Genomic DNA, 12,719 nt, shown 5'->3' on the forward strand with positions numbered 1-12,719 from the left:
CGACCGATCGGCCTTGCGACGGAAAACCGAACGTTGTATTGTTTTGGTCACTGCGCCAGAGAAGACGCACTCACGAGAGGCTTCACCCTATGACGACGACGTCGCCCGCCGCCAAAGAAACCCCCCAGCGCCCTCCGGCCGACAACGGCCGCCGTCGCTGGCACTGGGTGGCCGCAGCCAGTGCCGCCGCCTTTATCGTGTTGATGACGCTCACCCTGCTTCCTGCACCGGAGACGCCGTTCTACCAGGGCCTGGATGTGTGGTGGCACTCGATCACCGCAGGCCCCGCCGGCGGTGAAGTGACTGGACTCGTCGCGTTTCTCAACGCATTCGGCGGACCGGCCAGCCTGATCGTGATGCTGGTCGTTCTGATCGTTCTGGCCATCATGCGTCGCTGGTGGGCGATGTTGTTCGCGTTCCTCACTTACCTCGTGCCGTCGCTCTTCGCCCAGCTGTTGAAGAACATCGTCGACCGGCCGCGCCCCGGCGATGCGCTCGTCATGGTCGACCACGGCTCGTTCCCGTCGGGTCACGTTGTGACGACGGTGGCGTTCGTCATCATGATCGCCGTGCTGTTGCCCGCTGCGGCCCGCCGCATCTGGTGGCCGATCGGCATCGCCTTCGTGCTCGTGATGATGTGGAGCCGCACTTACCTCAGCGCCCACTGGGTCACCGACACCCTGGCCGGAGCCGTTGTCGGGGCCGGCGTCACGCTGATGCTCTGGTGGCTCTTCGCTCCGCTGCTCGCCCGTGATGACGCTCGTCGCGCCCGCCGCAAGCAGAAGCGCGCGGAGCTGCACTCCGGTGCAGCCTCCTACTAGGCGTCTCTCCAACGCAGCCCGGCGCATCCACCCCGATTTCGACATCCGCAACTCAAACTGAAAGAGGAATCTCCGATGAGTGAGACCCCATCCACCCCCGTCGACCCGACCTACCGCGACGCGACGCTGCCCGTCGCCGACCGGGTTGAGAACCTGCTCGGCCAGATGACACTGGAAGAAAAGGCCGGCCTCTTCTTTCAGACGATGATCAGCATGAGCCAGGACGGCGGGCTCGCCCCGGCCGACCCGGTGTTCGGGCTGCCGTCCAACGAGGAATACGTCATCGGCAAGGGAATGACCCACTTCAACGTGCTGGGTTCAGCGCCCACCGCCGAGCTGATGGCTGAGTGGCACAACTCGCTGCAGGAGCTCGCGGCCTCCACGCGCCTCGGCATCCCCGTGACGATCTCGACCGACCCGCGCCACTCCTTCAGCGACAACCCGCTCGCGGGCATGATGGCCGGCCCATTCTCGAGCTGGCCCGAATCGATCGGCCTCGCCGCCATCCGCGACGAAGCCGTTGTCGAGCAGTTCGGCGACATCGCCCGTCAGGAATACCTGGCCGTCGGCATGCGCGTGGCCCTGCACCCGCAGATCGACCTGGCCACCGAGCCGCGTTGGGGCCGCCAGGTCGCCACGTTCGGTGAAGACCCCGAGCTCACCGGCGTGCTCGGTGCCGCCTACATCCGTGGGTTCCAGGGTGAGACGCTCGGCGCTGACTCCGTCGCCACGATGACGAAGCACTTTCCGGGCGGCGGCCCGCAGATGGATGGCGAGGACGCCCACTTCGCCTACGGCCGCGAGCAGGTCTACCCCGGTGGCCAGTTCGAGCTCCACCTCAAGCCCTTCGAAGCCGCCTTCGAGGCCGGAACCAGTCAGATCATGCCGTACTACGGCATGCCGGTCGGCACCGAATACGAAGAGGTCGGCTTCGGCTTCAACAAGAGCGTCATCACCGGGCTGCTGCGCGAACGCTACGGCTTCGACGGCATCGTCTGCACCGACTGGGGACTGATCTCCAACGACGACGAGATCATGGGCGAGCCCTTCCCGGCCCGCGCCTGGGGCGTCGAGCACCTCACCCCGCGCGAGCGCATGGTCAAGATCCTCGAGGCCGGCGCCGACCAGTTCGGTGGCGAAGCCATCCCCGATCTGCTGATCGAGCTCGTGCAGAGCGGCGACGTCACCGAGGACCGCCTCGACGCATCAGCTCGTCGCCTCCTGCGCGAGAAGTTCGTGCTCGGACTCTTCGACGCACCGCTCGTCGACGCGAAGAAGGCCGGCGTCATCGTCGGTTCCGACGCGTTCCGCGCCGCCGGTGAGGCCGCCCAGCGCGCCTCGATCACGGTGCTGACGAACACTGCAACGGATGCCGGCACGCCGGCGCTTCCGCTGGCCACGGGCCAGAAGATCTACGTTGAGGGCATCGAGCCCGATGTTGCGGGGGAGTACGGCACCGTCGTGGCGACCCCGGCCGAGGCCGACCTGGCGATCGTCCGCATCCAGGCGCCGTTCGAGGTGCGCAGCACGATGTTCGAGAACTTCTTCCACCAGGGTTCGCTCGACTTCACCGACGAGACCATCGCACACCTGCGCGAGGTCGCTGCTGCGGTTCCGACCGTCATCGACGTGCACCTGGACCGCCCGGCCATTCTCACGCCGATCGTCGAGGCGCCGATTGCGCCCGTCGCGATCGTCGCGAACTACGGCGCGAACGCCCGAGCACTGCTCGACGTGCTCACCGGCGCAGCCCAGCCGAAGGGCAAGCTGCCGTTCGACCTGCCATCGAGCATGGCTGCGGTCGAGGCGAGCCGCGAGGATGTGCCGTTCGACACGAAGGACCCGCTGTTCCGCTTCGGTCACGGCCTGGCGTACTAGAACGCCGGGTGGTCAGGTGGCGTGACGCGGTCGCGTCGCCTGATCCGCTTCATCCGGTTCATCCTCGCCGACTGTGAGGCTTCCGGTCGAGTTGCCCTGGTACGCCTGGCAAATTCGACCGCACTTGGCAAGCTCGGCGAGGAATGTCGCGCGCCGACATCCGTCGTCGCCCACCTCGTGCGCCCGGCGTCCCCCATTCGACGGAGATATTGCCTGGTTCGCGCCGATTCAGCCCGAAACAGGCCCTGGATGCAAAAATCTCCGTCGAATGGGCGGGTGACCGCGACCGCCAGGGCGGTACACCGACGATTAGGCTTGCTGCATGCACGGTGAATATAAGGTTCCAGGCGGCAAGCTCGTGGTCGTCGATCTCGAGCTGGTCGACGCGAAGATCGCGAACTTCCGGCTTGCCGGTGATTTCTTTCTCGAGCCGGACGAGGCGCTCGAGAACATCAACGCCGCCGTGAACGGCTTGCCGGCCGACAGCGACGCCGCGAGCATCGCCGCCGCCGTGCGCGCCGGGCTCCCCGAGAACGCCACCCTGCTCGGTTTCTCCCCGGAGGCGGTGGCCGTCGCCATCCGTCGCTCGCTGTCGAAGGCGACGAGCTGGAAGGACTACGACTGGGAGATCGTTCACTCGCCGGCGGTGTCGCCGCGGATGCACCTGGCCCTCGACGAGGTGCTGGCCGCGGAGGTCGGCGAGGGACACCGCAAGCCGACCCTGCGCATCTGGGAGTGGAATGAGTCGGCCGTCGTGATCGGCAGCTTCCAGTCGCTGAAGAACGAGGTCGACCCCGACGGTGCCGCCAAGTACGGCTACGACGTCGTGCGCCGCATCTCCGGCGGCGGCGCGATGATGATGGAGAAGGGCGCCGTCATCACCTACTCGCTCTACGTTCCGGCCGAACTCGTGCAGGGCATGAGCTTCGCCGACTCCTACGCCTTCCTCGACGAATGGGTGCTCGAGGCGCTCAAATCACTCGGCATCGACGCGAGCTACAAGCCACTCAACGACATCACGAGCCCGACGGGAAAGATCGGCGGCGCTGCCCAGAAGCGCCTCGGCAGCGGCGCTGTGCTTCACCACGTCACGATGAGCTACGACATGGATGGCGAGGTGATGGCCCAGGTTTTGCGCATCGGTCGCGAAAAACTCAGCGACAAGGGAATCGCGAGCGCCGCCAAGCGTGTCGACCCGCTGCGCAGCCAGACCGGACTCAGTCGTGCCGAGATCATCGAACGGATGAAGCAGACCTTCACGACGATGTACGCCGCAACCCCCGGCGATATCTCGCCGGAGGAATACGCCAAGGCGGAGCGCCTCGTTGAGGAGAAGTTCGCCACCGAGGCATGGCTGACCCGGGTGCCCTGACGCACGCGCAGGGCGTTCGTACAACTCCCAGCTTCGCGGGGAGGATAATTGCCGCGGGACGACCGTACAGTCCCGCGAAATTCGACAGGGAGCTCCGTTGAACGGAAACGCAACGACGATGTATCAGAACGTCGCCCTGCTGTCGGTGGCGAGCACGATCGCCCCGCGGATCACGACCTCAGACGAGATCGACCACCGCTTGGCGCCTGCCCTCAAGCGACTGCGCCTTCCGAAGGGTCTGCTGCAGCGCGTCGCCGGTGTGCACGAGCGCCGCAACTGGGGCGAGGGCCAGAAGTTCGATGACGCCGCCGTGTCGGCCGGCCAGCGCGCCCTCCAGGCGGCAGGCATCGAGCCGGGCCAGGTCGGGCTCCTGATCAACACCTCGGTGACACGCAAGCACCTTGAGCCGTCCGTCGCTGTGCGCATCCACCATGGGCTCGGCCTGCCGTCGTCGGCGACCAACTTCGACATTGCCAACGCTTGTCTCGGCTTCGTCAATGGCATGAGCCTGGCCGGGCAGCTCATCGACGCGGGGCAGATCGACTACGCGGTCGTCATCGACGGCGAAGATGCCGACGATATCCAGACCAACACGATCGAGCGCCTCAGCACGCCTGAGATCGGTCGCAAAGACTTCATGAGCGAGTTCGCGAGCCTCACCCTGGGCTCCGGCGCGGCCGCCGCTGTGCTCGGGCGGGCGGATGCGCATCCGTCAGGCCACCGGATGCTCGGCGGCGTCAGCCGCGCAGCCACCCAGTTCAACGACCTCTGCGTCGGCAGTGTCGATGGCATGTTCACTGACGCCAAGGCGTTGCTCAAGGGCGGGATGGAGCTCGTCGTCTCCGCCTGGACCGAAGCAAAACGCGACTGGAACTGGTCAGGCATGAACCGCTACATCCTGCACCAGGTCTCCGATGTGCACACCGACGCCATTCTCAAGGCCACCGGCATCGACCGCTCGAAGGTGCCGCTCACTTACCCGAAATTCGGCAATGTCGGACCGGCGTCGATTCCGATCACGCTCGCGGCCGAAGCTGAGACGCTCCGGCCCGGTGACCGAGTGCTGCTGATGGGCGTCGGTTCCGGTCTCAACACGGCGATGATGGAACTCGTCTGGTGACTCCCCGGCTGCCACGCTCCGCGTCGATCCCTGCCCCGGCATCCCACCCGCCCGCCGGACTCCCGGGACTCGACCCGGCGTTCTCGCGCCTGATCGACGTGCCAGAGCGCGATGCGGATCGGCAGCTCACAAGCATCACCCGACGCTGGCATGTTCTCGACAATGCGGCGGAGCTTGACCGCCTCGGCGTGCAGCCGGTCGGCACCGTGCTCTGTGTGCACGGCAACCCGACCTGGTCGTATCTCTGGCGGCGTCTGGTCACTGAGGCCACGGCGGCGGCCACGGATGCTGCGACTCGGGGCGATGACGCCTGGCGTGTGATCGCGGTCGACCAGTTGGAGATGGGATTCTCCGAGCGCACCGGCCAAGCACGCACGCTTGAGCAGCGGGTGCGCGATCTCGCCGACTTCACCGCCGCCATTGAGCTCGACGGCCCGGTCGTCACCCTCGGGCATGACTGGGGCGGTGTCGTCTCGATGGGCTGGGCGGTCGACCATCCCGAGTCGCTCGCCGGCGTCATGCTGCTGAACACCGCCATCCATCAGCCGGAAGGAACGCCGATCCCCGCGCCGCTGCGCCTGGCCTTGCGCCAGGGGATACTCGGCCAGGCCACGGTCAGCACGCCGGCATTCTTGGAGACGACGCTCGCCCTCGCGCATCCGCCGTTGTCTGCCGAAGTGAAGCGCGGCTATCGAGCTCCCTATCGCGGCGCGTCGCGCCGGGGCGGAATCGGCGCGTTCGTCGCCGACATCCCGGCCGACGACACGCATGTCAGCACCGCCGAACTCGACCGGATCGCCGAGGGCGTGCGCCACCTCGGCGTGCCCGCGCTGATGCTGTGGGGTCCGCGCGACCCGATCTTCAGCGACCGCTACCTCGACGACCTCATCGACCGGATGCCGCAGGCCGACGTGCACCGTTTCGAGGGTGCTGGGCACCTCATCGCCGAGGACGTCGACTATGCGTCGGCAGCCCTGGCCTGGTTGGGTCACCACCGCCCGGCGGCGCGCTCGTTGGTCGAGCCTGTCGAGACCTCCGACGGCCGGTCCTCGAACTCAGCCCGCGTTCAGGGGTCGGCTCACGTGATTTCGACAGGCTCAATCACCGAACCGGCCGACACCGAGTTCCGCCCGCTCTGGCATTACCTCGACGAGCTGAGCCAGAGCGACGAAACCGCGCTGATCGAGATGGTGCCCTCCTCGGGCACCGCCCCGCGCGTGGTCAGCTGGAGACTGCTCTCCACCCGCGTGAGGGAGATCGCTGCCGGGCTTGCCCGCATCGGCGTGCAGAAGGGCGACCGGGTCTCCTTGCTCGTGCAGCCGGGAGCCGATCTCACCGCGGTGCTCTACGCCTGCGTGCGCATCGGCGCGATCGTCGTCGTCGCCGACGCGGGTCTTGGCCTTCGCGGCCTGACACGGGCCGTGCGTGGTGCTCGCCCCGACCATGTCATCGGTGCGCTCCCCGGCCTTGTCGCCGCCCGCACGCTCGGCTGGCCGGGCCAGAAAATCTCGACCGTGCGCCTTCCGGGCCCCGTTGCCCGTGCGCTCGGCATCGCGTTCGTGCTCGCGGATGTCGCCGCGCTCGGCAGGGACGCCATCGGCCTGCCCGGTGCCGCCGCGATTCCCGCACCGCCGTCGCCCGACGACACGGCCGCCATCCTCTTCACCTCGGGTTCAACCGGTCCGGCGAAGGGGGTCGTCTACACCCACGCGCAGCTCTCGGCCGTGCGCGATGCGCTCGCCGCGCAGTACGGCGTGGGCGTCGGCACCGGACTGGTTGCCGGATTCGCCCCGTTCGCACTCCTCGGCCCGGCACTCGGCGCCCGCTCGGTGACTCCCGACATGGACGTGACGAGCCCGAAGACCCTCACCGCCTCAGCCGTCGCCGCGGCGGTGGCCGCCGTCGACGCGACCGTGGTCTTTCTCTCGCCGGCCGCGATCACGAACGTTGTGGCCACATCCGACGCGCTCACCCCGGACGACCGGAGCGCCCTGGAAGGCGTGCGCACCTTCCTCTCGGCCGGTGCGCCCGTGTCGGAGCAGCTGCTCAGCGCGGCGTCACGGCTGATGCCGGGCGCGACCGCGCACACGCCGTACGGGATGACCGAAGGTCTGCTGATGACGGATATCTCGCTCGACGGGATCCGTGTGGCGTCCGCGTACGCAGAGTCCGGCGATACTGCCGAGGCGGGCGATGCCGTGGGTGAGTCCTCCTCGGGCAACCCAGCGGGCGGCGTCTGCGTCGGGCTGCCCGCCGCCACGACCCTCGTGCGGATCAGTGCGCTCGACGAGCACGGTGCAGCCACCGGGGAACCCGCAGAACTGCCCGGTGTGACCGGTGAGATCGTCATCTCCGCCCCGCACCTCAAAGACCACTACGACCGGCTTTGGCTGACTAACCGGGCGTCCGCGCTCGGCACGACGAGCGGACAGATGAGTGGTCGACGCTGGCATCGCACCGGCGACGTCGGCCACCTCGACTCCGTGGGGCGGCTCTGGGTCGAAGGGCGCCTGCCGCACGTCATCACGACGGCGGAAGGCGTGCTCACCCCGGTCGGCCCCGAGCAACGCATGGAAACCGTGCCCCACGTCGCGCGCGCGGCCGCCGTCGGCGTCGGCCCGGCCGGGGTTCAGCAGCTCGTCGCGATCGTCGAAACCGAGCCCGCCGCGCGCCGCGTCAGTCTGGCCTCGCCCACACTGGCCGCCGCCGTTCGAGGCGCGGCGGGGGAGCCCGTTGCCGCGGTGCTGGTCGTGCCGAGGCTGCCCACCGACATCCGTCACAACTCGAAAATCGACCGTTCGCGGCTCGCTCGCTGGGCCGAGGGCATTCTCTCCGGCAAACGGATGACGCGGCCGTGAAGGTGCTCGTCACCGGAGCCAGCGGCCTGCTCGGTCGTGCGGTCGCAACGGCAACGCTGGCCGCCGGGCACGAGGTGCGCACGTTTCAGCGGCGGCCGTCCGGTGTGCTCGGGGCCAGTGATGCGCTCGGTTCGGTGACCGATGCCGAAGCGGTCGCTCGCGCGGTCGACGGCATGGACGCGGTCGTACACCTCGCCGCGAAGGTCTCACTGGCCGGCGACCCGGCCGAATTCGACACTGTGAACGTCGGTGGCACGCGCGCTCTGATCGCTGCCCTGAACGACGCCGCAGTGAATGACCCCTCGGTGAACGACTCCGCGACGGATACCGGCGCCCGGCGCCTGGTCTACGTGTCGTCGCCGTCGGTGGCGCACGCCGGCGCATCCATCGTGGGCGACCCGGCGAGGCCGGCCGCCCCGGACCGGGCCCGAGGCGACTACGCGCGCACGAAGGCCCAAGCCGAACTGCTCGCGCTGGCCGCCGATTCGCCGCAGTTGCGGGTCGTCGCCGTGCGCCCGCACCTGGTGTGGGGGCCGGGAGACACCCAACTCGTCGCGCGCATCGTCGAACGCGCCCGGTCCGGCCGTCTTCCGCTGCTCGGTCACGGCGCCGCACTGATTGACACGACCTACATCGACAACGCGGCCTCCGCGATCGTGGCCGCGCTCGAACGGGCAGATGACGTGCACGGGCGGAGCTACGTGATCACCAACGGCGAGCCGCGCCCGGTGGCCGAACTGCTGGCCGGAATCTGCGCGGCAGCCGGCGTGCGCGCCCCAGCGTGGCGGGTGCCGGCCGGGCTGGCGCGAACCGCCGGATCCGTGATCGAAGCAGCCTGGCGCATCCGCCCGGGTGTCGACGAGCCGCCCATGACGAGATTCCTGGCCGAACAGCTCTCGACGGCGCACTGGTTCGACCAGCGCCAGACCCGTGCCGACCTGCACTGGCAGCCCGCCGTTTCTCTCGATGAGGGATTCCGTCGGCTCGCCGCCTCGTATTCGGCCTGACCCGTATTCGCGCTCGCGAGCCCGCACCGGGCTATCAGGTTACGCTTGACCCATGAACTGGTGGTTTCTGATCGGACTGGCCGGGGTGATCCTGCTCGGATACCTCGCGAACCGCCTCGGCTGGATCGACCTTTCCAACAAGAACACCCGCCCCGGCGGAGGCGGAAGCCTACTCACCATCGGCGACGAGGTCTTCGCTCCGAGCCGTCACGAAGCGGCGATCGAGCTCGACCGGCAGAGCAGCCTGCCGGCGCCTGCGCCGGTCGCCGGCGACCGCGATCTCGGCATCTACGACGGACGCATCCGCATCGAGCTCTAGGACACCCACCTCAAGCAATTGACGCCCGGTCATCGGGCTTAATGTTGGGACAGTCAAACCGGCAGCGTCGCAATCCGGTGTGGTCAGAGCCGCGAGTTTTCTAGGGGGAGTGTCCCGTAGATGGCCCGCTTGCGGCGTTCGCTCACTCACTCATCTGCTGTACGGCGTACATCAGCAGGAACGATGCGCACGTCATTTGACTCGGTATTTGAAGCCTATGTGCGACCCAGTGAAGCCCAGGCGCTCGTAGAACCGGTGCGCGTCGCGCCGTGCGACGTCGGATGTCAATTGCACAAGGCTCGAACCAAGTTCGCGCGCTGCGACATCCGTTACCCACCGCATCATGGCGCCGCCGATGCCGCTTGAACGTTGATCGCTCCTGACTCGCACCGCCTCCACCAGAAGGCGCGTTGATCCCCTCCTGGCCATTCCCGGGATGCGGGTCAGTTGCATTGTGCCGACCAAAGTGTCAGAGGCGTCGACGGTCACGATGAGGGCGTTCGCCGGGTCCGAGACAATTGCGAGGAGCGCCGCGAGGTACGCAGGTCGGTCGTGTGCATCGCCGACATCACCGCGTTTGGCACTGATCGGGTCGTCGGCCAACAACTGCATGAGGGCGTCGAGGTCCCTTTCGGTGGCATTGCGAAGCGTGACCGGGCCATTCCCTGTCGCGAGAGAAGTCGGCAGCGAGAGATCCTTGAGCATCTCACCAGTCTGACGCACACCGGAACAGCGACGACCAACGGATGCCCGTACGCGGCCCGAAGAGCGCTTCGCTTACATCGCGCTCGGCTCCGCCGAACCGCATCCAGGTAGTCCAGCTTCTGCTTCTGGCTCACGAGCTCGCTCGGTGGCGCTCAGGCGGCCATTAACCCGTGCCGACCGCCGACCCCGTGGAAGCGGCAAACTGCTCCACCACCGTGCCGATGACCTCGATCAGGCGTGCCGTTCGTGCCGGGGGCTGGTCCCAGGTCGCGGTCACCGCGCAGAGCCGAGACGGGGGGACGTCCTCCTCGATCCGTAATGGGACCAGTCTTCGGCCGCAGTGCGTCTGGCCTGTCAGGTGTTCGTGGTGCAGCAGGGAGTACCCGAGTCCGGAGGCGACGTAGGAACGGATCACCTCGTAGTTCGGCGAGGTGTACTTGATGTTCGGCGCAATGTTCAACATTCGGAAGTAGCTCATGTAGCGCTTGAACGAATGCGGGATCGAGAGGAACGCTGCTGGTTCATCCGCCAGCTCATGCAGTGAGACGGACGTGCGCCCCGCCTGAACGAGCCGGTGGTCCTCGGCGACCACGACGTGGGGTGCGATGGTACGCAGCGCGGAGATCCCGAATTCCGGGGTCAGCTCGTCGGTATACATCAGTGCCACGTCGAGCTGCCTTCGGCGCAATGACTCGGGAAGCTCGTCCAGGTTCCCCTCGGTCATGGTGAGCGTGACCCCCGGCATGAGGCGCTCCGCCTCAAGCTGAATCGTGGGGGAGTAAAAGGGGGCAATCGGGGAGTAGATTCCCACGCTCAGTTCGCCCTTCAGCGGATCGTCGGTACCTCGGGCGATCGATCCCAAGCGACCGACCGAATCCAGCAGCGGCTCCACTGCCGACAACAGCCGGCGGCCCGCGAGCGTCGGCTCGACGCCCTTGCGCGGGATGCGCGCGAGCAACTGGACACGATACTGCCGCTCCAGGCGGGCGATCGCCGACGATAACGTCGGCTGGGTGACGCTCAATGCCTCCGCCGCGCGGGTCAGGCTGCCCAATCGGACCACCGTGCGAAAGTACTCCAACTGGACGATCGTTGCCTCATCGAGCACGGACGATTCTCCTTTGAATTGATTTTGACAATGCTAGAGCGAAAAAGCATTGATTCGACACGCCATACGGAATCGGCCCAGACTGCACAGCAAGATACTGAGATTCCTTGGAGGCTTTAGTGGGTCAATCACCCTCACCGCGTGGCGATACCCGGACAGCGCGGTCCGGATCGATGCAAAAGCGGGTTCTGGCAGGCGGTGCCGTCGGCCAGTTCATCGAGTTCTACGATTTCAGCTTGTACGGGCTCAGCGCCCTGATCCTGGCGACGCATTTCTTCCCTGCAGGATCGACGTTCACCGCGATGCTCGCCACCTTCGCCACCTTCGGTGTGGCCTTCCTGATCCGCCCGCTCGGGGGGTTGTTTTTCGGCTCCCTGGGCGACCGTATCGGCCGGCGGCCGGTTCTGTTCATCACTCTGATGGGCATCGGCCTGGCGACTGTTGGCATTGGCCTCCTGCCCTCGTACGCGGCCATCGGGTTTGCCGCACCGGTCCTGCTGGTGTTGTTCCGACTCATCCAGGGCTTTTCGGCCGGCGGGGAATCCGTTGGGGCGCCGGCGTTCGTGCTGGAGCACGCGCCCCTGGAACGACGCGGACTGTGGCTGTGCATCACCATTGCCGCCACTGCGCTTCCCGGCGTCTTCGCCGGCGGGCTGATCCTGGGGCTGAACGTGGTGTTCGGCCCCGAAGGGTATGAGGAGTGGGCCTGGCGCATTCCGTTCCTGCTGGCATTGCCGCTGTCGGTATTCGGGTTCTGGATCCGAAGCCGAACTGAGGAGTCGCCGGAATTCCAGAAGGTGCTCAAATCTGCCGCAGCCAAGGAATACAGCCCGATCCGGGAGGCGTTCCGCACCAACGGAGTGCGCATGGTCCAGGTGGCGCTTGTCTGCGGTCTGACGGCACTGTCGTTCTACTTCCTGGCCGGCTATTTCGTCTCCTTTCTGCAGACGGTCGGCGGCCTGAGCCGACCCCAATCGCTGGGACTCAACGCGGTGATCATGGCGATCATGGCACTGGCCACCCCGTTCGCCGGGCATCTCAGCGACAAGGTAGGACGCCGGCCGATGCTGCTGGTGGGCTCGGCCGGCGTGGTGATCCTGGTCATTCCCGCGTTCCTGCTGATCACCAGCGGCAACGTCTGGGTCGCGATGCTCGGCCAACTGGTTTACATCCTGCCGCTGCTGATCTACAGCGCCGGAAGCGCCACGATCTTCGTGGAAATCTTCCAGACCAAGACCCGGTTCACCTCCGCCGCCGTGAGCTACAACGTCGGCTACGCGTTGCTGGGTGGCACCGCCCCGCTGGTCGGCACGTGGCTGGTCGAAACAACCGGCTCGGCGATCTCTCCCGGCGTGTATCTGGCCATCTATGCCGCGATCGTGTTCCTCGTGGTTCGCTTCGGTGGTGTTCCGGAGACCCATCCGCTGCTGAGCAAGGTCAGCACGCAAAAAGCAGAACTCGTCAGCCTGCAATCGAACCACGCATCCTGATTTCCCGCACCACGTTCAGAATCAACGAAAGGCCACTGCTC

Annotated in this window: 10 protein-coding genes; 8 read left to right on the forward strand and 2 right to left on the reverse strand. The window is 67.0% G+C overall.

Annotation, left to right across the window (positions count from 1 at the left end; all coding sequences use genetic code 11):
* Window positions 1-89: 89 nt before the first annotated feature.
* The 7 genes from AC1DCF_RS05925 (at window position 90) to AC1DCF_RS05955 (ending at window position 9,375) form a co-directional block, all read left to right on the forward strand.
* Window positions 90-821 (forward strand): phosphatase PAP2 family protein, encoded by a 732-nt coding sequence (locus AC1DCF_RS05925; protein ID WP_477210220.1) that lies wholly within the window; start codon window positions 90-92, stop codon window positions 819-821.
* A gap of 75 nt (window positions 822-896) precedes the next feature.
* Window positions 897-2,699, forward strand: a complete 1,803-nt coding sequence (locus AC1DCF_RS05930) for a glycoside hydrolase family 3 protein (protein WP_477210221.1) — start codon at window positions 897-899, stop codon at window positions 2,697-2,699.
* 322 nt (window positions 2,700-3,021) lie between these two features.
* Window positions 3,022-4,071 carry a lipoate--protein ligase family protein gene (locus AC1DCF_RS05935; protein ID WP_477210222.1) on the forward strand — a complete coding sequence of 350 codons (1,050 nt, stop codon included), beginning with the start codon at window positions 3,022-3,024 and terminating at the stop codon, window positions 4,069-4,071.
* 97 nt (window positions 4,072-4,168) lie between these two features.
* Window positions 4,169-5,191 carry a 3-oxoacyl-ACP synthase III gene (locus AC1DCF_RS05940; RefSeq protein ID WP_477210223.1) on the forward strand — a complete coding sequence of 341 codons (1,023 nt, stop codon included), beginning with the start codon at window positions 4,169-4,171 and terminating at the stop codon, window positions 5,189-5,191.
* Window positions 5,188-8,049 (forward strand): alpha/beta fold hydrolase, encoded by a 2,862-nt coding sequence (locus tag AC1DCF_RS05945; RefSeq protein WP_477210224.1) that lies wholly within the window; start codon window positions 5,188-5,190, stop codon window positions 8,047-8,049. Before AC1DCF_RS05940 ends, AC1DCF_RS05945 begins: the two co-directional genes overlap by 4 nt.
* Window positions 8,046-9,056, forward strand: coding sequence for an NAD-dependent epimerase/dehydratase family protein (locus AC1DCF_RS05950; RefSeq protein ID WP_477210225.1), 1,011 nt, complete (start codon window positions 8,046-8,048; stop codon window positions 9,054-9,056). Before AC1DCF_RS05945 ends, AC1DCF_RS05950 begins: the two co-directional genes overlap by 4 nt.
* Window positions 9,057-9,108: 52 nt before the next feature.
* Entirely contained in the window at window positions 9,109-9,375 is a 267-nt protein-coding gene (locus AC1DCF_RS05955; RefSeq protein WP_477210226.1) for a hypothetical protein, read from the forward strand.
* Between the two features lie 192 nt (window positions 9,376-9,567).
* Here AC1DCF_RS05955 and AC1DCF_RS05960 read toward each other — a convergent pair whose 3' ends face one another.
* Both AC1DCF_RS05960 and AC1DCF_RS05965 read right to left on the reverse strand, forming a co-directional pair.
* Entirely contained in the window at window positions 9,568-10,080 is a 513-nt protein-coding gene (locus AC1DCF_RS05960) for a GNAT family N-acetyltransferase (RefSeq protein ID WP_477210227.1), read from the reverse strand.
* A gap of 163 nt (window positions 10,081-10,243) precedes the next feature.
* Window positions 10,244-11,188, reverse strand: coding sequence for a LysR family transcriptional regulator (locus AC1DCF_RS05965; RefSeq protein WP_477210228.1), 945 nt, complete (start codon window positions 11,186-11,188; stop codon window positions 10,244-10,246).
* 173 nt (window positions 11,189-11,361) lie between these two features.
* On the opposite strand from AC1DCF_RS05965, the gene AC1DCF_RS05970 reads away from it, so the two are divergent.
* Entirely contained in the window at window positions 11,362-12,678 is a 1,317-nt protein-coding gene (locus AC1DCF_RS05970; RefSeq protein ID WP_477210229.1) for an MFS transporter, read from the forward strand.
* Window positions 12,679-12,719: the final 41 nt, after the last annotated feature.

This window comes from Leifsonia sp. 10L418, from assembly GCF_056395445.1.

What these genes read in the sequence shown, in the direction of transcription:
- AC1DCF_RS05955 (WP_477210226.1), top strand. Translation starts at nt 9,109, where the DNA reads ATGAACTGGTGGTTTCTGATCGGACTGGCCGGGGTGATCCTGCTCGGA.
- AC1DCF_RS05970 (WP_477210229.1), top strand. Translation starts at nt 11,362, where the DNA reads ATGCAAAAGCGGGTTCTGGCAGGCGGTGCCGTCGGCCAGTTCATCGAG.
- AC1DCF_RS05960 (WP_477210227.1), bottom strand. Translation starts at nt 10,080, where the DNA reads ATGCTCAAGGATCTCTCGCTGCCGACTTCTCTCGCGACAGGGAATGGC.
- AC1DCF_RS05935 (WP_477210222.1), top strand. Translation starts at nt 3,022, where the DNA reads ATGCACGGTGAATATAAGGTTCCAGGCGGCAAGCTCGTGGTCGTCGAT.
- AC1DCF_RS05925 (WP_477210220.1), top strand. Translation starts at nt 90, where the DNA reads ATGACGACGACGTCGCCCGCCGCCAAAGAAACCCCCCAGCGCCCTCCG.
- AC1DCF_RS05930 (WP_477210221.1), top strand. Translation starts at nt 897, where the DNA reads ATGAGTGAGACCCCATCCACCCCCGTCGACCCGACCTACCGCGACGCG.